The sequence below is a fragment of the Shewanella sp. 10N.7 genome (assembly GCF_020806285.1).
In the GTDB taxonomy this organism is placed as follows: domain Bacteria; phylum Pseudomonadota; class Gammaproteobacteria; order Enterobacterales; family Shewanellaceae; genus Shewanella; species Shewanella electrodiphila.
On record NZ_JAJGZS010000044.1, the window covers coordinates 1 to 24,044 of the forward strand.

The 24,044-nt window shown below is 39.6% G+C and carries 21 protein-coding genes; all 21 read right to left on the minus strand.

Going from position 1 to position 24,044, the window contains the following annotated elements:
- Positions 1-369: 369 nt before the first annotated feature.
- Positions 370-918, minus strand: coding sequence for a CDP-diacylglycerol--glycerol-3-phosphate 3-phosphatidyltransferase (gene pgsA, locus LMH66_RS19535; protein WP_229372510.1), 549 nt, complete (start codon positions 916-918; stop codon positions 370-372).
- A gap of 45 nt (positions 919-963) precedes the next feature.
- Positions 964-2,796, minus strand: coding sequence for an excinuclease ABC subunit UvrC (uvrC, locus tag LMH66_RS19540; protein ID WP_229372512.1), 1,833 nt, complete (start codon positions 2,794-2,796; stop codon positions 964-966).
- Between the two features lie 49 nt (positions 2,797-2,845).
- Positions 2,846-3,490: a UvrY/SirA/GacA family response regulator transcription factor gene (uvrY, locus tag LMH66_RS19545; RefSeq protein WP_102527121.1), complete on the minus strand. Its 645-nt coding sequence runs from the start codon at positions 3,488-3,490 to the stop codon at positions 2,846-2,848.
- A 499-nt stretch (positions 3,491-3,989) separates the two neighbouring features.
- Positions 3,990-4,583 (minus strand): hypothetical protein, encoded by a 594-nt coding sequence (locus LMH66_RS19550; protein WP_102527122.1) that lies wholly within the window; start codon positions 4,581-4,583, stop codon positions 3,990-3,992.
- Positions 4,584-4,821: 238 nt separating this feature from the next.
- Complete coding sequence (locus tag LMH66_RS19555) at positions 4,822-5,841, minus strand: HD-GYP domain-containing protein (RefSeq protein ID WP_229372513.1); 1,020 nt, start codon at positions 5,839-5,841, stop codon at positions 4,822-4,824.
- 59 nt (positions 5,842-5,900) lie between these two features.
- Positions 5,901-10,652, minus strand: coding sequence for a response regulator (locus LMH66_RS19560; RefSeq protein WP_229372514.1), 4,752 nt, complete (start codon positions 10,650-10,652; stop codon positions 5,901-5,903).
- Between the two features lie 50 nt (positions 10,653-10,702).
- A complete protein-coding gene (locus LMH66_RS19565) occupies positions 10,703-12,298 on the minus strand; it encodes a response regulator (protein WP_229372515.1) in 1,596 nt (531 codons plus the stop codon).
- Positions 12,299-12,360: 62 nt separating this feature from the next.
- Entirely contained in the window at positions 12,361-13,023 is a 663-nt protein-coding gene (locus tag LMH66_RS19570) for a potassium channel family protein (protein ID WP_102527126.1), read from the minus strand.
- A 6-nt stretch (positions 13,024-13,029) separates the two neighbouring features.
- On the minus strand, positions 13,030-14,148 hold the full coding sequence (locus LMH66_RS19575) for an AI-2E family transporter (RefSeq protein ID WP_229372517.1): 1,119 nt from the start codon (positions 14,146-14,148) through the stop codon (positions 13,030-13,032).
- Between the two features lie 288 nt (positions 14,149-14,436).
- Positions 14,437-15,534: a helix-turn-helix domain-containing protein gene (locus tag LMH66_RS19580; RefSeq protein WP_229372519.1), complete on the minus strand. Its 1,098-nt coding sequence runs from the start codon at positions 15,532-15,534 to the stop codon at positions 14,437-14,439.
- 67 nt (positions 15,535-15,601) lie between these two features.
- Entirely contained in the window at positions 15,602-16,651 is a 1,050-nt protein-coding gene (locus LMH66_RS19585) for a DUF2955 domain-containing protein (protein WP_229372521.1), read from the minus strand.
- Positions 16,641-17,813, minus strand: coding sequence for an HlyD family secretion protein (locus LMH66_RS19590; protein WP_229372523.1), 1,173 nt, complete (start codon positions 17,811-17,813; stop codon positions 16,641-16,643). Before LMH66_RS19590 ends, LMH66_RS19585 begins: the two co-directional genes overlap by 11 nt.
- A 259-nt stretch (positions 17,814-18,072) precedes the next feature.
- Positions 18,073-18,471, minus strand: coding sequence for an ACT domain-containing protein (locus LMH66_RS19595; RefSeq protein ID WP_229372525.1), 399 nt, complete (start codon positions 18,469-18,471; stop codon positions 18,073-18,075).
- Positions 18,472-18,553: 82 nt separating this feature from the next.
- A complete protein-coding gene (locus tag LMH66_RS19600) occupies positions 18,554-19,051 on the minus strand; it encodes a nuclear transport factor 2 family protein (protein ID WP_229372527.1) in 498 nt (165 codons plus the stop codon).
- 180 nt (positions 19,052-19,231) lie between these two features.
- On the minus strand, positions 19,232-19,696 hold the full coding sequence (locus LMH66_RS19605) for a GNAT family N-acetyltransferase (protein ID WP_157936197.1): 465 nt from the start codon (positions 19,694-19,696) through the stop codon (positions 19,232-19,234).
- A 317-nt stretch (positions 19,697-20,013) separates the two neighbouring features.
- Positions 20,014-20,439, minus strand: coding sequence for a GNAT family N-acetyltransferase (locus tag LMH66_RS19610; protein WP_229372529.1), 426 nt, complete (start codon positions 20,437-20,439; stop codon positions 20,014-20,016).
- 125 nt (positions 20,440-20,564) lie between these two features.
- Entirely contained in the window at positions 20,565-21,140 is a 576-nt protein-coding gene (locus LMH66_RS19615; protein WP_229372531.1) for a YdeI/OmpD-associated family protein, read from the minus strand.
- A 31-nt stretch (positions 21,141-21,171) separates the two neighbouring features.
- A complete protein-coding gene (locus LMH66_RS19620; RefSeq protein WP_229372533.1) occupies positions 21,172-21,537 on the minus strand; it encodes a DUF7674 family protein in 366 nt (121 codons plus the stop codon).
- Positions 21,538-21,604: 67 nt separating this feature from the next.
- Positions 21,605-22,144, minus strand: coding sequence for a GNAT family N-acetyltransferase (locus LMH66_RS19625; protein ID WP_102527136.1), 540 nt, complete (start codon positions 22,142-22,144; stop codon positions 21,605-21,607).
- A gap of 95 nt (positions 22,145-22,239) precedes the next feature.
- Positions 22,240-22,605: a cupin domain-containing protein gene (locus tag LMH66_RS19630; RefSeq protein ID WP_102527137.1), complete on the minus strand. Its 366-nt coding sequence runs from the start codon at positions 22,603-22,605 to the stop codon at positions 22,240-22,242.
- 696 nt (positions 22,606-23,301) lie between these two features.
- Positions 23,302-23,739, minus strand: a complete 438-nt coding sequence (locus tag LMH66_RS19635; protein ID WP_102527138.1) for a GNAT family N-acetyltransferase — start codon at positions 23,737-23,739, stop codon at positions 23,302-23,304.
- Positions 23,740-24,044: the final 305 nt, after the last annotated feature.

Here is a 24,044-nt window from a genome sequence, read left to right on the forward strand (position 1 = left end):
ATGACCTATACCTTGGCAAGGTATCGCTCTACCAACTGAGCTAATGTCGCATCTTTATGCTTAATTAATTCACTTAACAAGGTATCGTCTGATACAAGGCCAACTGAGCTAATGTCACATCTTTTATGCTTAACTAATTTAATTAACAAGGTATCGTCTGATACAAAGCCAACTAAGCTAATCTTGCAATCATTTGCCTATCTTCGCAGATTAGGCCTCGATGTCATCAAGTTGCAACCTTTCGGTTATACGCTGAAGCATCGCTGTCTACGAGGGTGCATTCTACCGATTTCAGTGTCGGTGTCAATTGCTGTTTTCAACAAAAATGACTGAATGCGCACTAAATAAACTTATTGAACTTTTATTGTGCTATTCAGCTGTTAAGTCTTTCCAAGCTGCTGAAATATAACTCATCATCGACCAGAAAGTCAGTACTGCAGCGATATAGAATAGCCCATAGGCCACATTAGTCAAAAATTCATTCGGTTGCCAAATCAAACCGGTGATCGCCACCATTTGGGCTGCAGTTTTATATTTACCAATCCAAGAAACAGCAACAACCCCACGTTTGCCAATTTCTGCCATCCACTCTCGCAATGCTGAAATAACAATTTCGCGGCCAATCATAAATAGTGCAGCTAACGTAAGGTAAATATTATCGTTTTGTTGAACCAGCAATACCAACGCGGTAGTGACCATAATTTTATCCGCAACCGGATCTAAAAAGGCACCAAAACGTGTGGACTGCTTAAGCTTTCTTGCTGCATAACCGTCTAACGCGTCTGTTACCGCCGCCAACCAGAAGATAAATGCGGACGCAAAAGGCGCCCAAGAATATGGGAGATAAAAAACAACGACAAAAACCGGCAAAAGAACAAGCCGGAATAATGTTAGCGCTATAGGTAAATTAAAAGGCATTGAAGAAACCAAATAGTCAGAAACAGCGCCAATCTTGCCTTAATTTTATCCCCCTCGCAATGCATCATGGATTGTTTGTGCCATTTCTAGGCTAATTCCAGGCACTTTTGTTAATTCTGCCACACTAGCGCCCTTCACCTCCTGTATTCCACCCAAGTGTTGTAACAGTAATTTACGTCTTTTAGGCCCCACTCCTTGAATAGATTCTAAGGTGGAAGTATTACGGGTCTTCTGCCGCTTGTTCCTATGTCCTGTAATCGCAAATCGATGTGACTCATCACGTATGTGTAAAATTAAATGAAATGCTGGAGAGTCACTGGCAAGTTCAAAGGTTTGTTCATTGCCACCAAATACAAAGGTTTCTAAGCCGGCTTTACGGCCTTCACCTTTTGTTACGCCTATTAGTAGAGGCGGCTTGTCTAAATGAACGCACTTTTCATCAACAATTTTTTGCGAAATACGTAGTTGACCAATACCGCCATCAATAAAGACGATATCAGGCACTTTGCCATTATTATCGATTTTATCGAATCGACGCTTTAATGCCTGCTCCATTGCCGCATAATCATCACCGCCGGTAATGCCATTGATGTTATAACGTCGGTAGTCAGCTTTGTGTGGGCCTTCTCGGTTGAATACCACACAAGAAGCCACGGTACTTTCGCCCATGGTATGACTGATATCAAAACATTCCATACGTGTAATTGGATGCCCTAACTCTAAGGCTTCTTCTAATAGCTGAAAACGTTGCTCAACGGTGTTTTTATGAGATAAACGGGTATTGACTGCATTTGTTGCATTAGTCAGTGCTAAGCGCAAGAAGTTAGCCCGCTCGCCTCGCACTTGAGTCTTGATTTCAAATTTACGGTCTAACGCCTGTGAAATTGTACTTTCAAGTACTTTCTGTTCGCTAAAGGATTCGCTGATCAGCACTTCTTTCGGGATCGTTCTTTGAATGTCAGCATTTAAATAGAATTGGCCAATGAACGACACTAGCACTTCTTCAAGTTCAGTTTGTGGCGGCACTGTAGGGTAATAGCTACGGCTACCAAATATTTTACCATCTCGGATAAACAATAAGTGAAAACAGACGATACCAGAGGCGTAATGCACACCTATGACATCCATATCGCCTTTGTGGTTCGATACCTCTTGCTGCTCCGCCACTCGTCTTAATGCAGTAATTTGGTCACGAAATTGCGCAGCTGACTCATATTCCATCTCATTAGCTGCAGTGTCCATTTTAGCCACTAACTCAGTGATCACTTGCTTATCTTTACCTTTTAAAAACAAGCTCGCCAATTTAACTTGCTCGGTATAATCGTCATCAGAAATCCGCCCAACACAGGGAGCACTGCAACGTTCTAACTGATATTGCAAACACGGACGAGAGCGAGACTTATAATACAAGTCATCACACTGGCGAATAGGAAATAGCTTTTGCATCAAGTTTAAGCTTTCACGCACCGCCCCACCATTTGGGTAAGGTCCAAAATAATGACCTTTTTCTCGCTTAGGGCCGCGATGGTAAGCTAAACGCGGATGCTTGTGACCGCTAAGTAATATATAGGGATAAGATTTATCATCACGAAGCAATACATTGTATTTCGGCATGTACTGCTTGATGTAATCATTTTCAAGCAAAAGCGCATCGGTCTCGCTGTGAGTCAGGGTGACATCAATATTGGCAATACGGGCAACAAGCGCTTGTGTTTTTACATTAGGCAGGTTCGCCCGAAAATAAGATGACAGGCGTTTTTTAAGATCTTTAGCTTTACCGACATAAATGACCTCACCTTTTTCATCGTACATACGATAAACACCTGGCGAAGATGAGACGGTTTTTAAAAACAATTTTGAATTAAAGCAAGCAGGCATCAACTATCCTAAAAATAGGCGTCAATACCTTTGTATGAACACCTAATGTCTAAAAAGAACTGGCATCGAGCATTTTGTAGCGAATAGCGAGACGGGTCAACTCAACATCACCACCAATATCTAATTTGGCAAATAAACGATAGCGATAACTGTTCACTGTTTTTGGACTTAAGTTTAGCTTTTCTGAAATATCATTCACCTTCTCACCATTGGTGATCATCAGCATGATTTGCAGTTCTCGCTCAGATAAGCTGCTAAATGGATTTTCATCAGAATGACTAAATTGGCTCAACGCCATTTGCTGGGCAATTTCAGGGGATAAATAACGCTGTCCACGTGATACTTGCTGAATAGCACGTAATACTTCTGGCGAGGTCGAACCTTTGGTTAAATAACCTGACGCTCCTGCTTGCATTACTTTTGTAGGAAAAGGGTCTTCTGTTTGTACTGTAAGCACAATGATTTTAGCTTCTGGCTGATAGCGAAGTATTTTACGCGTGGCTTCTAATCCACCCATACCTGGCATATTCATGTCCATGAGAATGACATCGGCTTCGCTTTGTCGTGACCATTGTACAGCTGTTTCGCCGTCGGGCGCTTCGCCAACCACCTTAATACCCCGCTCGTCTTCTAACAAACGACGAATGCCGGTTCGTACTAATTCATGGTCATCAACTAAATATACTGAAATCAACTTCTATCCACCTTAAAAACACATTCATCCTGAACTTTATTCTTATGCTTACATGAGTAATTTAGCTTATTGCGCGACTGACTGAAAGAGAAATAAGCGTTTAAGCTTGTAGGAATGACTTAGTTAATGGTTTCTTTTGATAAAAGTGCCCAACAAATTTAATTATGATTAAAAAACAATCTTCTAACTTTATATGGCGTGATACGAATCAAACTATTTTTTATCACGAAATCAGCATAATCCACTAAAATACACGTTCAAAACTCAAATATAGAAATGTCAGTTTCAGATTACACATACCATCTGACTAACTAATAAAAAAACTTAATTGATTAAAAATTAGCAGCTTACTCTCCATCAAGGAGTGAAATTAGTCCGTCATAAAAATAAAAACCGCAATCGAATAATCAATTGCGGTTTACTATCTCATTTGATTTTAAGCTATCAATCTCATACCTTAAAACCTTATAGCCCAAAAACGATTGAAAACACCGTTCTATTATTCGTCGTTTTCTACGAAGTCATCAGAAAAATCTGTTTCCCAATATTTATAACCTTGAACAGTTGCCTGAGCAGCAGCTCCCATTAGGTTAACTTGATAGGTTTTTACGCCACTGACATCTACAGACTGATTAGCAGAAGCCTGGTCACCGCTATCTTCATATTTAGCACTGGCTTCAGCTTGTGCTTGGCCTTCATAGCCAGACTCTTTAAATCGTGTCATGGCATCGTTATCCATAAAGGCTTGAACAAAAGCCATTTGTTTCCATCCGATACCAGCACCGACGCCACCTGTAGCGAAGCGATAATATGAGTTTCGTCCATTTGCAGTCAGTACACACACTCCGCCGCCAGTAGATAAAGCAAATAAGTAGCTGTTACTGCCAGTACAAACAACATAGCCTACTGATTGCGCCACAGCAGTTTTAGCCCCACTATGTTCAGCATAAATTTCTTGCAACGCTGATTGAGTTTCTTTACGTGCATTGGCTTTTTTAGACTCTGGGTTATCACCTGTCGCACAGCCTGTTAGTAAAGCTGGCACCATCACTGCTGCTAAAAGTAATTTTTTACTGATTAAAGTCTTAGACATGTAAGTTTCCTCTGTCAAAGTGGATATAAATTGGCCTTTATTAGCAAGTTACACAGATATATCATTCACTCATCAATATGAGTGGGTAATGCTTTCAGAAATAAGCCACCTAGTGGGCCACTGTGTCACTTAACCGCTTCTGAATACGCTCTATAGGTTATGCGCTCAACTCGATATAGGGCTATTATAATTGAACACCACCACATTAGTTACCATTTTACGCCACAAGCAACTATGCTTAATTACTGTCTTTAAATTTAGCCTTTATTTGTAAAATTTCATCTAATTTATCAATAAATAACGGCACTAATTTAGGATCAAAATGACTGCCTGCTTCACGCTCGATTAGTGCAAGAGCGTCTTCAACTGTCCAGGCTTTTTTATAGGGGCGTTCACTGGTAAGTGCGTCAAATACATCAGCAATGGCAACAATCCTGCCGTATAACGGAATACTTTCACCACTTAAGCCATTAGGGTAACCACTGCCATCCCATTTCTCATGGTGCGTCAGTGCCACTTCTTTAGCGATGGTCATTAACTCCGAATCTTTATCACCAAGGATTTCAGCACCAATTTCACAATGCTTCTTCATCTCTTCAAACTCTTCAAATTCAAGCTTGCCTGGTTTCTTTAAAATGGCGTCTGAGATACCAATTTTACCCACATCATGCATGGGCGCTGCATTCATCAATACTTCGGCATCTGCTTCATTAATCCCAGCAGCAAGCGCTAAAACATGAGTGTAATAACTCATGCGGATAACATGCATCCCTGTTTCATTATCTTTATATTCAGCTGCACGCCCCAAGCGACGAATAACATTCAATTGGTTTTGGGCAATTTCTGCAGTTTTTTGCTGTACTTTAATGGCAAGTAATCGGTTTTGATCGGTTAAAGCGAGTTGGGTATGAACACGTCGTTGCACAATAGGTGGATTGAATGGTTTAGTAATATAATCAGCAGCGCCTAACTCTAAGCCTTTTAACTCATCGGCAGCAGAGATTTTAGCCGTCACAAATATGACTGGGATATGACGAGTTCTTTCGTCTAGTTTTAACAGTCTGCACACTTCAAAACCATCGATACCTGGCATCATAATATCTAATAAGATTAAATCCAGCTTGATACTACGGGCGATTTTTAACGCAAGCTCACCATTTTTAGCAATCTTAATATGATATTCAGACTTTAAAACACCAGCTAAAACATCAATGTTCTCAGGAGTATCATCCACGACTAAAATAGTCTGCTTTTCCATCGGTATTCCTTATCGTTGCTGAGCTTACTCGCATATTTGCGTAACGTATTTAATCAGAATTAATTAAGCGCCTTTAATTGCTCAATCATTTGCTTAGCTATTTCCATCGCGGTGTCCAGTTCATACTCGCTTAATTGTTTTTCAAGTAGCTTATAGTTATGTATTAATGGATCTACATTCAAACATTCGCCATGGGTGTCGAGGTATTCCGTGGCCTCCATGTCGAAACTTTCTAACATCGTCACTAATACTTCTAACGTTCTGATTGCTAATGGCTTATCTAATAATAGTTGAATTTGTTGAATTTGTTCTTTTGGCATCAGCAAGGTGATCTCTTCGCAAACGTGTGTTAGTTCAGCACCTACTTCAGACAATAGGCTAAAGTCACTCTCAGTTAATCCGTGCTCAAGTTGCGCAGCTAATTCAGCTAACTTCTCAGCACCGATACTGCCCGCAACGCCTTTAAGGGTATGCACTAAACGTGCTGCCAATGACTCATCGTTAACAGCTGTTGCACGTGAAAACGCGCCAACAAATCCTGACTGACCGCTAACAAATTTAACCAATAATTTAAGGTATAACCCTTCATTACCTTGGGTGCGCATTAACCCCAGAGCTTTATTGATATGAACAGTATTGATAAATGTCCCGTTCTGAGCCTCATTGCGCCCCCCATCAGCGCTGATATTGTCAACTCGCGAAGATGTAGTATTAAATGTGTCAGCAGGAGTGCCCACTGGCGTTATTGGCTTGGCAGGTGTTATCCACTTTGCCATCGTAATAAACATCGCCTCGACATCAATCGGTTTTGGAATATGGTCATTCATGCCAGCATCTAACGCTTTCTCTCGGTCTCCCGCCATCGCATTCGCCGTCATCGCTAAAATTGGCAAATCTCTATTTTCTGGTATGCCACGTAATACTGATGTAGCAGTATATCCATCCATAACTGGCATTTGGCAGTCCATAAGAACGCCATCAAAATGTTCAAGGGCAAGCTTCTCTATTGCTTCCTGTCCATTATTAGCAATCGTTGTCCGAATATGTTTACTGTTAAGTAACTCTTCAACCAACTCTTGATTTAAATCATTATCTTCTGCAATCAAAATGTTTGCGCCAGCTAAGTGGTTTGTCGCTTTTGAAAGTTCGGATTCATCATGTAAATGACTCAATGGATTGATAGACTCAGACATCACAAAAGACAGCGCTTTCATTAAACTCGATTTCGTCTGGGGCTTCGTTAAAATACTGTCAAAATGTACATCCTCTGCGCTAAAGAGTAAGTCCTCTTTGCCGTATGCAGTTATCATAATGAGCTTTGGTTTACGATTAGCAGGGAGCTTGCCAATAAATCGAGCAACGTCAACACCAGTAACGTCAGGCATTTGCCAATCAACAATAGCAACATCAGGACAGTCACCTTCTGCTAAAATATCTATCGCTTGTTGACCTCGTTCCAGCGCGTTAACTTTCATACCGATACGGCGGAGTAAATTCGATAAGATCTCTCTTGCGAGCTGGTTATCATCAACCAGTAATACACTTTTGCCTTTAAGGTCACTTATATCTTCGTGATATATAGTCGAAGACGTAATTGGGCTTAAATCAAATGGTAAGTTGAAATTAAAGGTACTGCCCACGCCAGGCTCACTGGTTAAGCTAATATGACCACCCATTAACTCTGCAAGGTTTTTACAAATCGCAAGGCCTAACCCCGTACCACCGTACTTACGAGTCGTTGAGGCGTCAGCTTGTGAGAACGCATTAAATAGTCGAGACTGCTGCTCCTCTGTCATACCTATTCCAGAGTCCATCACTGAGAACGTAATGAACGCTTGCTTTGTCGTCAGTTTATTAAGTTTGACAGAAATGACGATGTTGCCTTTTTCGGTAAATTTAACCGCATTATTGGCTAAATTTATCAATACCTGACTAACTCGCAGTGAATCACCGAGTAAATTTTCAGGTATGGCATCGTCAATATCAAACAGCAATTCAAGCCCTTTTTCGGACACCTTTATACCAATTAAATTACTGACATTATTGAGCAGTTCATCAATACTGATGTCTATATTTTCAATATCTAACTTGCCCGCTTCAATTTTTGAAAAGTCGAGAATGTCATTAATAATCCCTAATAATGATTGTGCGGAAGCATTGGTTTTTTCGATATAATTACGTTGCTGACGATTAAGGTCTGTTTCTAAGGCAAGATGAGACATGCCGATAATGGCATTCATTGGTGTGCGTATTTCATGACTCATATTGGCTAAAAAGTCACCTTTAGCCATATTGGCACTATCAGCTTCTGAGATGGCTTTAGCTAGTTCATGTTCTAACTCTTTCGCCGCGTTCACATTGATATGAACACCACTGATCCGTTCTGGGGTGCCATCTTCGCGATACTGATAGGTTTGGCCAATGCTAAGGATCCAATCATAACCGCCATCTTTTCGCAGCATTCTGAATTCTTGGCGTAAAACTTCATTCTCACCTGTTGAAGCGGTCAACTGTTCATTGAGGATCTCAGCTTTATCGTCAGGGTGGATCATATTGGCAAATGTTTCAGCACCATTGATAAGAGCAGACCATTTATCTGCGTTGATACATATATCAAGGCGGTCATAACCTAACATTTGATTGTACATTCGATTAACGACAACGCGGTTCTCATGGGGGTAGAAATCCCACATGCCCATTTGCGCACTTTTGGCGGCCACTTCGAGTTTTTCTTCCGAATCAAGCAATAAGTTTTCGGCTATCTTTTGTTCAGTGACATCAAATATAGTACCATCAAAATGGCCTTCGCCGTGATTCTCACCTGCTTCAAATTGCGCCATAATTTGCACATACCGCAACTCACCGAATCGATTCAGAATGCGCATGTCTACAAGCACTTTTTCGCGATTTAATACGGCATTACGCACAACTTGAAAAAACTTATCCCCGTCGTCGCCAATAGCTAAATCAACAAAACGTCTTGAGGCTCTTTTACCAATAAAATCACTTACAGGATAACCACTAATATGCTCAAAATTAGGGCTTATATAGAATATAGTGAAATTATTAGTGTCTAAATCAACATAATTACACCGAAATACAGCTCCCTGTATGTTCTCTACCAAGGTTTGATATTGTTGCTGATTTTTCAACATTTCAGCTCTAACAATTTCTTGATCGTTAATATCAAGCAGTGACAAGCGAATTTCGGTTAACTTGCCTGCTTCATTAAACTCTGTGCGCACGGTTAACGAAACTGCCAATACTTTTCCTGATTGAGAGATTAAATCTAGTCGAGCATCAGAAGTATCAATACCTTTCATTGCAGCATCAAAAATCTGCTGACCTTCACCATCTTTGGCCCCTAACACATCATGCCAAGATAAATCGGTAAAAGCGGTTCGGTCATAGCCAGTAATATCAGCAAATTGTTTATTATGTTTAGTAAATTTACCGTTAATATCTAAAGTGGCATACGCCACTGCAGAGTTCTCGTACAAATCCCATAAACGATGTTCACGCTCTTGCAAGTCTCTGGTGCGAATGGATATAGTTTTTTCTAGCCTTTCATTACTCACTTGTAATCGAAGCAGTACGTGGCGACTCAGCCATAAAGTCGCCAAGGTAATTAAAATGCTGGACACAGCAATAACGCTTATCAGGATAAGAATAATCGCTTTAAAGTACTGATAATTACTGCTTGCTTCTTTAATAGACATTTCAGTGATAATGCCAAAGCCATAACGTTTATCCCATTTCCAAGCGCCAATGACATCAACGCCTAAATAATTTCTATAACGCTCGTTACTATTGCCATTCAATTTTAAAGTTACCTGTTTAGCAGCATAAGTCAGTGTCTTCTCATTATGGTTTTCATCTGCTGGTGACGCTAAGGTCAATTTTTTTAAGGGGTCAGTGACGCGAAAGTTTAATACTGACATTTGGCCTTGCTCAAGCAAGCCAAGGGGAACTAAGTCTTTCTCAAAGCGGCTATGGGATAACATTCGCCCTTTAGAATCGACAAAATAAGATTCGCCCGTATCCCCTACTGTAGCGCTCTGAGTAAGTGCAGAAAACTCTAAATAAGGGTCAATTCTTACGGCTAGTAATGCGATGATAGTGCCATCATCTTGGGCAATAGGACTAAGAACAAACATGGTAGGTGTATCTTCACGCTCAACTCCATACGGGTTTTTTAATATAATGTCTGAACGCATTGGCGGTGTAATTACGATATTTCCGCTGACAGCTTCGGCAAACAAATTCGGATATTCGCGCTTAACAATATTAGTTACGCCAAGGTTGCTATCTCGACTTGAAGCAATATTGTCTCCTTCTAGCGTGATGATAAAAAAACCTAACGAGCCAAAAGACAAGCTATAACGGTTATAAGCATCGCGAGCCCATTGTAGGTGCTCACTATCCAACAATAATTCGGAATCGGTACCAATGTCTAAAAGTTCCTTTGTTCGTAATTGCAGCAAAGGATTTGTAGCAACCGTTCTGACTCTGTCTTCCCAGCCTTTAACCCAAGAAGACAACGCCGCATCCGTCGTCAAGGCAACTGACTTTAATGCAAGCCCACTTCTTTGCAAATCAAGTTTATAAGCCACATTTAGTCCAATCCCAGAAATAGAAGATACCAATGCTAAAAAACAGAACAAAATAGAACCGATATAAATTCGATTACGACCATTTTCAAAAAAACGAGAAATATCCTCATTAGCTTCAGAACGTAATCGAACGAATAACCAGAACAAGTAAAACAAGAGTCCCAGTGACAAAAATAATAACGTGCTATTCATATCCATCTGCAATCCTAAACCTGCTCATTCGACTTAACCCTATAAAATCAACTTGGTTAATGCGGTAAAAAAACTGAAATATTAGTGGTATTGTTTTCATCATCGACGCTCAGCGACACTTTACCTCGTTGAGCTTCTGCAAGGAGTTTAGCTGAGTAAGTACCTATGCCAGTGCCATTATCCTTTCCAGCTGAGGTATATTTTTGCCAAAAGGTGTCACGGATCTCTTTATCAACAACACCAAGGTTTTGAATGCTTATTCGCAGCATAGGTGCAGCGTTATCTTCATCTTCTGAGTGAGATAGAGAAATTGATACTCGAGTTTTATTTGGCGCAGCCTCGCAGGCATTTTTAAGCAAGTTAAATAACATCGAATAACTGAGACTCTCATCCCCCATCACTTGATAATCTTCATCACCATTTTCTTCGCAATCTAGGTATATCAGTAGATGTTTTACTTGGAAGGTTTTCTTCAACACTGCAATCATTTTTTGCAGCAAGTTGATGATTGAATATGGCTTTGCCTGCAAGTTAAATCGACCGGTTTCAATCTTGTAAAGCTCACTAGACATATTGATCATATTCAGTAATTGAAATGACATGTCTTCAGCAATATCAGCATTTTCATGGTTGCTTTTAGAAATATGGGGGTCATGTTTGATTTGCTCTATCAGTGCCATCAATCCAGCTATTGGACCTTTTAAATCATGCTGTAACACCTGTTGAACCTCTTGTTTCAACTTTTCGGTGGCCACCATATTGTCAAAGTCGGATTGCAGATTCTTATGCATCTGCACATAAGCCATGAGGTTTCTAACCCTCAATCTTAATAACTCTGGTTGTATCGGCTTACTAATAAAATCTACAGCGCCACCATCAAGTCCTTGCACTTGATACTTATCTTCTGTCAGTGCTGTTACAAAGATAACAGGAGTATGGGCGGATTGAGGGTGCTCACGAAGCCGTTTTAATACTTCGAAGCCGTCCATCTCTGGCATCATAATATCTAGCAAAATTAAATCAGGCGGGTTATCAGACTGAGCAATCTCAATGGCTTTTTGACCATTTTTTGCCAGCTTAACTTGATAGTCATCTTTTAGTAGGCCGCCAATTAAAGTGAGGTTTTCAGTGGTATCGTCCACCACTAATACTGAAGACTTTTTGATTTTATTTGTCGTTGAGATGTCTTGTGGATGCTCATCTTGTTGTAAGCTGTCTAGCGGATTATCAACTAACTCTTTTGCAGTAATTGAAGAAACTTTATTACTGATTTGACCTTGTAAGCATTGCAACACTCTTTGCTGCAAGGTAGCAGTAGTAAAAGGTTTAATCACTAGATCAGTAACCCCTTTACTAATAGCAGCGCTAACCCTTTCTCTTGCAGCTTCGGCCGTTATCATTAAAAAAGGCAGGTGTTGCCACATAGGAGTCTGCCTTACTTCACAGAGCAATTCGATACCTGTCATCACCGGCATATTCCAATCAGAAATGATCAGATCGATATGATAGTTTTGCAGTATTTTTAGTGCCTTGGCACCATTCTCTGCTTGATAAACATGACCAATACCAAAACGTTTGAGCTGATCGGAGCTGATTTTTCGGATGGCATCCATATCATCAACAATTAACACATTTTTCTTTGATAACTCCATGTGACCTCTTCTAAGCAGATTCAATTACTTTACTCAACGAAAGGTAAAGTTTGAGTCACTTATTATTCTTTTTCATTCTGAGACATTTTGGCACCCACTAAACTTGCAACAATAATCGCCATATAGAACTGGCCAAATATGGCTTCAAAGAATGCAAAAAAACGGGCTATTGGTATCGCAGGGGTTATCTCTCCATACCCCACAGTAGAAAGCGTTATATAGCTGTAATAAATCACCAAAGATAAATTATCAGTCCACTTTTTCACTTCTACGCCATTAAAGGCGACACCAAATATTTCAATAATCAGTAGGTAAATAAATGCCCAAATAAGCCCTAAAAGTAAAAATATACAGATAGAGCCAATAATTTGGTTTGATGAAATTTTGCCGCTAAAAATAACTTGTTTGGCCGCGCGCCAAGTTGCTGCAATTAAGAAAGATAATATGGTGAGTAAACCAAGAATATCGAGGTTCAATAATTCAAAAACTGAACCAATGCTGGCAAATAATAAGGTTGTTATCATTAAGCCAAAAGTTGAGCGTATCCATTTTTTGTTGGCGCCTAAGCCAATAACTGAAATGGATAAACTCATTACCGTTGTAGCAACAACGATCATTTGCCCCGAATCAAAAAACTGCTCGACGAGTGCCGCACTTAATAACACTAAAACTAAAGACCCCAGTAAATAACTAAAGTTGTCTTCTTGCGACATAGGGGTACCCATCAACTATTATCCTTCGGTTTTTTCAATTTCTGGAAGTAATGCTTCAGTATCCACTTCGGCAGTTTCGACCACTAACCATGCAGTAAATAACTTGTAACTCAATGCCAGTACAACAGCACCAACAAACAAACCAACAATCCCTGACAAAATCATTCCGCCAATGGCACCTAATAAGATGACTAACATTGGAATATCAACACCACGTCCCATAAGCATAGGTTTCAAGAAGGCATCACTTGCGCTCACAAGAATACTCCAAATCATAAACAGAATTGCCGTTGTTGAAGACTCAACACTGAATACATAAGCAATGATAGGACCTAAAATTAAAATTGGCGGCAATTGAATAATGGCTAAAATAAGTACCATAAGCATCCAGATCCCAGTACCAGGGACACCTGCTAGCCCTAGGCCCACTCCCGCGAGAATAGATTGAATAAAGGCAACACCAATGACCCCTTGCACCACACTTCTGACTGTCGCAACAGCAAGAGCTGAAAACTCTTCGCCGTGTTTTCCAGCAAGGCGCACTGACACTTTGTGGAACATTTGATTTGAGCCTTCAGCTTTGCCCATAAATACGCCAGCAATAATAATGGATATTAAAAACTGTAATACGGTCATGCCAAAGCTACCAAAAGCACCCGCGGCCTTGGTTGAAAAAGCTTTTATCTCGTCAGCGTAGGTTTTTACCAGCATCTCAATATCTGAATTGGCAGAAGACCAAAAGTTATATAACTTATCACCGATTAACGGTAAGTCTGCGACAGACTCTTTTGGCGCTGGGATCTCCAAAGTGCCATCATGTACTTCAGCGACAAAATCTTGTGTACTTGACACTATTGCGCCAGAAAACAGTACTGTGGGTGCAATTAAAGAAGCTAAACATAGCAGCGTGATTAATAAACTAGACTTAGCCACTGTCAGTTTAAGCTTGCGGCTAATAAGCTTAACGACTGGATATAAGGCAATCGCAATAATACCGCCCCACAGAATAGGCATAATGAAAGGCTGAACAATTTTAAAACACCACACCACCATGATAAAAATTAGTACAATTTTTATCGCGGCATCTACAGCTGCATGAGTAAACTCTGCAGAGGTCGAAATTGGTTTATCACTCATATATGTCTATCCCTGGTTTAGTGTCATTCCATTTAAAAGTAAATTTAACAACTCAAGATGTCAGCACTGCGTTGCTAAGCTATTTAAACAAAAGTAATTTCGAAATAATTCTGATTAAAAATATAGCGCAACTGAGGCAATAAAACATCCGCAACAACACAAAAACATTTCATTATCCATCAGTAGTTTAATAAAAGAACATTAAAATCTGCATATGTGTATTTTTACGATATAAAACGATGAGTTAATCCACTTAATTAAAGCGTTTAAATAAGGCGCCTTAGATCGCTATTGATCTATTGAGATGTTTTGACGAAACACTCTAGGAGAGTGCCCAGACATTCGCTTAAATGCCCTTGAGAAGTGAGCAACATCAGAATAACCTAATGTCGCAGAGATTTGAGTCACTGAAATGGCACCATCTGACAGCATTTCTTTTGCCTGTTTAAAACAAATGCCTTCTATCATTTGCCTGTAACTCATTCCTTCTTCGCTTAATCTTCTTTGTAGCGTGCGAACACTGAGCCCAAGTAAATCGGCAGCCGTTGTAACGGGAATGCGCCCCAAAGACAAATAAGGCAATAAAGCAAATTGCAGGCTTTCAACAAAACCTTTAGGGCCTTCAACAACCGGGATCATCACCCCTTGCCAACCATGTTTCAGTTTCACTTTTCCAGCAAGTACCGAGTCAGAAATGCTCAATGCGGTAACTTGCCTACCATAAAACACCTGTGGCTGATTAAGTTTAAGTACGTTGAGGTAATCGACTTCAGTTGCTGACTGCAAAGCAATATCAGCAGGCTGCCATTGAGCCTGAGTGAGTGAGCGTACAAGCTCCACCATCATGGTAAGCGCAAATTGCTCAGCCACACTATTTTCAATAGGATCATTTTTTAAGCGATGCCTAACAAACCAGACTTTACCCAAGCCTGTTTTAAGATGAACATTGGTTTGCTTTGACTCTAAATTAACCACATGGGTAAAATCGACAATAGCTTGTTTAACAGTGCCATTCAGCGTGATCTTAGCTAAGTGCTGAGGAACAAAAATAGTGCGAGCGACTTGAAATAACCACTCAGAAAAGCGCTTACTGCCAAGTTTAGCAGAGATTAATTTAAGTAAATTGAGTACTGCTTGTTCAGAAACATAATCATGATTAGAAGTTAATAAACTAGCAGGTAAACCAGCTTGCTCGATAAGTGGATAGACATTGTTATCAAAGTCTTTAAGTCTAGCGACAAAGGGCGCAATATACTCAGCTCTTAATAGCGGAATAAAAGCGCCTTCTAATCCAGCATCGACAGCAGCGATTGAAGTCTCAACTTTGTTTGAGCTCATAACGCCTGTTGAAGAGGTAAGCTTTTTAGCATGACGTTTTGACTGCATTATTATTACCTCTCACTTAGCTGCGTTTACAACAAGGTTAAGCTTCCTTATTTCCATATTTATTTACTTATACAGCGCTTCTTTTAGTCAAAAACTTCCAATTACGAGTCTCTAAAAAGAAGGATGCAACAACCATATAAACTCCCACCATAAACAATTGCGCTATACGAATATAAAAGTTTGTCGCAACATCCGCATCGGTGGAGGATGCTGTCGAACCAACGACCACAAGCAACGCAGAAAATATACCAGCAAAGATAGGCGCTTTAGCGGGGTCGGAATATATTTTTTGACTGAAAAAAAGTGCGCATATCATCGCTAAGCCAACATAAAAAACTAACTCAGGCACGATAACAAGCAGGTTATAAAACACCACTGCCAATGCACCGCCAATGCCATTAGTTATCAATAAAAACAGGCTGACTTTTACACTTTTACTTCCTGCTGATTGCAACGATAGAATCGCAATAAAAATCATCGTTAACAGTGCACCTGTGATTTCAAAAAAATAGAAAAAGGTGATAACTGGAAATGCGATGATTAACGCCCTAACAGACTCATAAAGGCGTTGGTCATTGGTCAAACCTGCGGCAATATGTGTTTCACGATTGGGAGATAAATCAGGTAATAAAATATGCAGCAGAGTAAAAATCAATACCGCCACTACACCAGAGAAACTCAACCCGACTCCAACAACAATCGCTGCACCTGGGTGCAATATACCTAAGTAAGGTAAAACCAAAGTTGAAACAATCAAAATAGTGGCAAAGAAATTCCACTTAGGATCAGAAAATAAGTAGTAAGCCCACAGCATCAATAACGCTAATAAAGGTAGCAAGACTAATGGATACTGCACCGGCCCAAAACTGACCAACCAAGCAATGGCAATCGTGACCACCATTGATATTAATAATTCATAGACTGTTTGTATCGTAGGCTCGGTTCTATCCACTAAAAACTTAGCCACAAGCACGGGAACAATAAAAGCCAATTGCCAAGCAAATATCGCTGAAATAGTCACAGCTAAACCGATACCCAGAGTGAAGCGAAGCACTCGACGTGTAAAAATCGCTTCTTCTAGGACAGGGTCAATTGTAGCTGCTGCTTTATCTGACATAAGAGAACCAACTGACTAGGCGGATCCAAAATTTGCCAAATAAATTCATCATTGAGCTTTCTTGGGTATATACCATCACATCAACTTGACCACCAACACGACGTAATCCTTTGGCTTCATCTTCATCAAATACAATGGTCACAGGAAAACGTTGTGATTGTCTTAACCAGCCTGTTTGCCCTGTAGTTTGTGCAAGTTTACCTGTTTGTTCGTTCTGGCCCCAATCAACACCATAGTCAATATATGCCACTTTACCGCTAAATATTTTTCCTGGCGCATAGTCGAGTGCAAACTCAACTTTATCGCCTGTTTTCATGTTACCTAGACTGTTTTCTCTAAAGTTGGCTTCAATCCACACATCTTCTGAAGATATAAAGGTCATCACAGGTTGACCAGCACTGGCATAAAACCCTTCTTTTAAACGAAAATTGGAAGCTACGCCATTAGTTGGCGCTTTGATTTCTGTCCGTGCAAGGTTAAGTTCTGCTTGCTCAAGTGCCAGTAAAGCTGATTTGACTGCGGTATTATTTTCACCTTCTGAACCTAAACGTTCTTCTGCTTTAGCAAGGTCAGCATTTGCTGCAGCAACGCCTGCCTCTGCGCTAGCTAATTCAGCTCGGGCATTATCGGCATCCGCTTTTGACATAACATTTTGTTCAACCATGGTAAAAATACGTTTGGACTGAACTTTAGCATTTGTTAGGTTGGCCTCAGCATTGGCAACCTTGGCTTTTGCGGCTGTCACATTAGCCGTTAACGCCCCCATATTTTGCCCCGCTTGAGTAACATTTTGCTCAGCGGTATAAAGTGCAATTTCGTAATCCCTTGGGTTAATCCGTGCGAGGACTTGTCCTTCTAAAATGAGGGTATTTGGCGTTGTCAGAATTTCAATCACTTCACCTGAAACTTGCGGCGTAATAGGTACCACATAGCCACGCATACGTCCTAAATCGGTTGAAGGAATATAACGGTCTGCAAAAAGATGAAACACAAACAAAAAAGCAACCACAAGAAGGATCATGTTAGTTACTTTTCTAATTTTTTGATTTTTGGCTTTTTCAGCAGGCGTATCGGCCTCGGGAGCATTGTCGACTTGAGGCTGAGCTTCTTCTGCCTTAACAGCCACCTCAGTTGAAGAAACTTCTTTATTCTTATCAGTCATAACCTTCCCTTGAATCCATGCATTGAACGCCGCTAAATAACGTGACTAACTCACCAAAATGTTAACAACAAATTGGTGAGTTGTTACTGTTAATGCAGTATAGAATTATTTTGATGTAGAACTCAAATATAACCATAAAATTAGCCAGTTATATTCATTGTTAATTGGGCTAATATGTTTCGATAGTTGCTAAATGAATCAATAGCTATGTTAAGAAAGGTGATGACAAATCAGGGATACTCTTTATTAAGCAGCAAAATTAAGCAGCAAACTCCTTTAATGCTTGCATGGCCAATGACACTTTATCAGCTGGTACAAATATATGGTCATGATAGTAAGCCGCGATGACATTAGCGCTAATGCCATAATCCGTTAACTTGTGAGAAATTGCTGCTGTTAAGCCCACAGCCTCAAGGCTCGAATGTACGGTTAACGTAATTTGTTTAAACCGAACGTCAAATGCCAGATACCCCTGAATAGCAGCTTCTACAGTTAATACTAACGTTAAGCCTTCTTGTTCTTTAAAACAGCAAAGCGGTTCTAAATGTGCATAATCTGCAAGTTGTCCATTCACACTGCAAAACACAAACTCGCCTGCTTGTAACTCTGGCGACATGTCTGCCAGAAGTTGTGATAATTCTGTAATGCCCGATGTCATTGCATTCCCCTTAATTTCAACAACACCTTTAATCAGGTAACCAACAAACTTTAATCAGCTAACCAACAACCTCTATGATTTATTATTGGCTGTAATGTCTAATCACAGACACTTTTCCGTTTTCAATTTCAAGCACTTCGAACGATGAATTATCGTGCTGAATTACTTTGCCATTATCTGGATGTGTTCCTTTAGAAACGGTATCAAACTCAATCATAATGACATTGTGACCGAAAGCTGAGTTAGTCAGTGTGGCAGAATACTCATCGTGTGACGCAAGGTAATAGGTCATTCCTTTGCGAAGTGCAGCTTTGCCATCTGGCTGACGGCTATCATCATCACTCCACGGTAAATGTTGATAACCAATATCATCGGTTAATAACGATAAGTAGTTTTCTAAGTCTTGCGCGGTAGCATTTGGCTGTTGTGTCCCCTTCCAAGCCTCAAAGTAAACTTGGGAAAATGCAGCGTAATCAAAATCAGATTTTTGCTTCACTTCATCTGCAATAGTAGACAATGGAATCAATATTAATACTGATAAAAAGCCTAATAAGACTCGGGTTGAAATCCTTGTTTTCATAACACTTCCTTTTACGTTATTCACAAATGATTGCACTAGTGACTCAACTAGCGACTTAATACATTGGTAAATACACTTAACACATAAGCAATCACTAATTAAACATGTAACCTACTGAATTAAAGTTCAAATCGCAACTCATCAGGTCATATTCATTTTTGATTTACAGCCAAACTCCAATTACATAGTCTTCTGATATTCAAACAACCAAAAAGGCTCATTAATATCAGGCTGCACTTCACCCACTTTGACATAGCCGAGTTTTTCATAGAAATGGTGATTTCGAAATGCTTTAAAGGGAGTAACCAGTGACCAGCAAGTCACTCTTGGGTAGTGACTCTCAAGTTGTTTAACCACTTGAGAACCAATGCGCTTATCTTGAAAATCTGGCGTAATAAAGAAGTATTTTATTTCAATTTCTTGATGATTTTTAATCACAGCAAGAATGCCACCAGCAACTTCATCACCATATTTAATCAGATAGTAATGCCCCGCTTCCACACTTTGTAAATGCCACGCTGTTGACTCAATATGCGGAGGGAAACTGCCATATTGTTCAAAATCGGCTTGAAAAGCATCTACAGCTAAATTCTTTAACTGTAACGCATCTTCAGCACTTGCTAACACTAACCTTGATTTGGGCATGCTTTCACTCATTTATATAAGAGAAACTCAACGGCAGCGATCAAAAAAACAATTAACCTCAAAGACCGCAGACGGATAAGCCTCTTACGTTGCCAAAGCTAAGTGATAAAATCAATGTTTGTAGTTCAATACCGTTTATACATGGCTTATAAAGCGGGGAAATTTGAAATTAAATATCCCCGAGCCAAAAGATGACAACAGTTCAATATAAAGGGAGTAAAGAGAAAAACCAGAAGGAGTATAGAGGGTTTGTAATAGTCAATTAACCCCGTTCAACACTTGGGATAAGCACACAAATCCGCGTGGCCAGTCCTTATTTACGAGGAGATTTGTCTCGACATGTAAAAGAACCTATCTTCTTCTTTATCTACCTCAAAGTTATTCCTAATGTATAGGTGATATGCAGGACTAATTTTAAGAACTCGTAACCTAAGTTGATTTACACCAGCTTTGATTGCTAACCGTTCACACTCTGCCAGGGCAGCTGCACCAATACCTTTATTTTGAAATGTTTCACTAACCTGTAGATCTCGGATATAACAGCCATCACTATCAAAGGCTAAACGAATTGCACCCACCACCGATCCGTTGAAAAAAATGTCCCAGTTTTCTAGGTCAACAATTTGCTCATGTATCGTAGACTGTTCCCAATTTACAGAATGGTGTTCATAGTATGAACGCATGTTTTTAAATGTAATATCTGCCGATGCATAAAGATCGGCTGTTGGTTGATATGAAATCATCAAAATCTCCTAATACCGTAATAAGCCAACTAAAGCAGCGGATTAAAATGTGGAGAAAATCGCACCTTAAGCCACTGTTTCAGCTTAGTTAAACGACCTTTCCATGCTTTTAGGCTTATACGGAGTTAAGTCGGCTTTTCTTCTTTGACAAGCATGTCCATGAATTTTTTAAATCGCCTTTGTCTAGTCTCTGGTTTCTTCGCACTTGTCAAGCCGTAAGCGATAACATAGCGACTCGACTTATTGAGTGTTTCAAAAAACAATTTTGTCTTAGGCTGATTTTCCACAGCAGTTAAGAAATCTGCTGGGACTTCCATTTTACTCACTGTATAGGCATTCTCCCAACGACCATCCGCTTTCGCTGCATGAACATGCACAAGACCAGCTTCTTTCATCCGGTTTTCGCTTATTAAACGGTCAACATGTTCTGTGTTCCTTTTAGACCAGTTGCTTCGTATCGTCCTAGGAGTTATGCGCTGCAGATAAGCTTGCTCGTCAATTGACTTTTTTATGCCATCAATCCAGCCATAGCATAAAACCTCTATCACTACATCATTCCAAGTAACACTCTGGGTTCCAGAATTTTTCTTGAATATTTTTACCCATAATTCGCTTTCAGTTGCATGATGCTCAGCGAGCCACTCACTGAGGTCATTTGATGTTACAAATGTCTTGATTCTCGACAAATCTACTTCAGGCATCTAATTAGGTTCTCTTTGGCATAATATGCACTTAAACACCACTATACCCCATAAACTTTAGCCAAGAATTCCTCTCTGTTTTTAATTGTGCAGAAAGAAAACTATATGCCCATGCTCGTTTAGTGTTAATGGTATCTGAAAAATTTAAGTCTTCGCAAACCGCATTTCTTATTAACTCATGTAGTGCTTTATTACCATTTTGGTAATACTTATCTAAAAGGATAAGTGCTAATTTCGTCTGTTCCAGTGAGCTTGAGTCAATCTGGTTCTGCGTAAATTGAACAAAGACATCTACCTCAAAAGAAAGTAAACCATCTTGCTGGTTGAATTTATCTGTAACTTCAGGAAAGAATTTTTTAACCTCGTTCAAAAATTCGCTTCGATGCAGATTACTCATGCTTCTCCGTGCATATAACGCTCAATTCAGCTGCACCGTAGGCGTCAGTCGGAATTGTTTGTTCTGCCTAATTTTTTACACCCTTTACCATTGCTGTTTCTGAGATCGATTGACCATCAATTCTGTATTGATCTTGGAACTCGCCAACAACGGTAAAGCCTAATTTTAAATAAAGGTTTTTAGCAGGAGTATTTTCAGAAAGCACACACAAATCAAGCCAGTCAATAGCTGGAGCCTCATGACAAAAAGCAACCACTGTATCAATCAGTTTTTTGCCAACTCCCTGCTTACGGCAAGTGCTATCAACACCCATACCGAGTAAAACTCTATGCGTTATGTTTTCATCACTATGATTACGCAGATCAATATGACCTTTAATTGAACCGTCTTGACCTTTTGCAAGCCAGAGTTTTCTCCAACCAGACTCACCAAAACTCACATCAAAGCCTTTTTTGAACTTTTCTCTACTGGTTTTTGAAAGCTCATTTTCATATTTTGATATAGGCTGAAAAAGTGGATTTTCTCTACAACCATTTTCTGAGATCTGATTCTCAAGATACGAAAAGAATAACTCTAAATCTTCTTTTTCTGCTGGAACTACTTTCATACTCTGAACTCGATTAAATTGTTGGCTAAAATTAAGTGAGGCATGAACGAAAAGCCAACTGTTATAAGTACAATTGAATGTCTTGTTAGCTTTAATTAAACCCAGATGTCGTTATCAGCAGTTAACTCGCCACCTGCCTCTCCAGTGTTTGTGACACCTTGGGGCTCAACAAGTAAAACCTGACAAAGTCCTTTAGCAAATGGTTTATGCTCAACACCTTTTGGTATTACGAACATTTCACCGTTTGTAAGAAGAACTTTACCATCTCTAAATTCAATTTCTAAAGTGCCATCAATAACAATAAAAACTTCGTCGGTATCGTCGTGCGAATGCCATACAAACTCGCCCTCACCTTTAGCTAATTTAAATTGATAATCATTCATTTCAGCAATGACTCTTGGAGACCATAACTCATCAAATTTCGAAAGTTTATTTTTAATATTTATCGGAGAATATTTCATATCGACCTTGCACCTAACGTTTTAGTATTTATGCGTTGCGCTGTTTGCAGGGCATAAATCGCTTGTTGGACTTGGCCGATGCCAGTCTAGGTTAATTTGGTATGCTTTATGCTAAAGAAATTTGCTTTTTTTGATACTGGCTCTGGGCTGTAGAGCTGTTTTGAATTGATTGTATGGCTTGGTATGTACTTTTTTCATTGAAATTTCCTTATCATTGTTGTGTTCCATCACATCTTTTTAATTCTAGTTAATTCAATGAGGATAATATACTCGATTAAGTCCTCATTTGGCTCCGCGCAGCGGCTTAGTTCAACAGCTGTATAGTGCCATGTGCATTTATCACTTCAGGCCTGTGAAAATATGTAATACTAAATAATTGAATTTAATTACACTACTCAAAAAAACATCAATATACCAGCCGTAAAAATGCGCATATGTATTTATTTTGGGCAATAACCCAGACATTAACTTTTAAAGTGTTGATTTTGTTTTTGTCAAAATAGCACTAAGAATGGGTGGCTATATAATTTATAGTTCCAAAAATAACCAATTCTATTTGTAGATAGGAATTAACCACGGCAGTTTTGTAGAAATTATATAGCCTCACACTTGCCTAACCGGCGTAAAATAGCTGGCTAAAATTAGCGGCGAAGGGGCTCAAGCCTGCTGTTTTACGTCCCTTGATTTAGGCATTTGTTAGGTATTGTATGCCATTTCAAACTCGCTGTTATTCGAATCTGTAACAGTAAAACCTAGCCTTTCATAGAGGCTTTTTGCAGGATTACTTTTTAAGACACTTAAACCTACAGATAAATTATCTCTTAGTGCTTGCTGACACAAATTAAATATTAATTTACGCCCAATACCAAAGCCTTGGTAACTAGGATGTATCTGAACTTGATAGATATACCACTGGGAATTGCTCGCAGTGTAGCTTGCCTTAAACAAACCCGCCTCAACTCCATTTACAAGTATAATCTTGGCATCTGCAAAATTGAACTTGATACGAAAGACATGTTCCTCATCACTAATATCAACACCATCCTGTGATAAATAATCATCCATAGTTAGACGGCGTAATTGCAATAAATAATCTAAGTCGCTGTCTTTCGCTTTACGCAAGGTGTAATCCATAATGATGCAATTCCTCCGTACTAGATTAGACGCCTAACGATTAGTGAAGGGCTTGACCGATAAAGTCGACCATTCAAGTCATTAATTTATATCATCCTACATTGATGCGCTACAAACCTTTGAACTCTCTCGTCAAACTATCTCAAATTCTAGATAGCAAAAAGCTCGTTATTTTGCAGTAACGAGCTTGTCTAAATATGGTAGAGAGATAGGGATTTAAACCCTAAATGGATTGCGCTACAAACCTATGTTGTTTTATTTATTAAATTCTAGATAGCAAAAAGCCCGCTAATAAATTAGCGGGC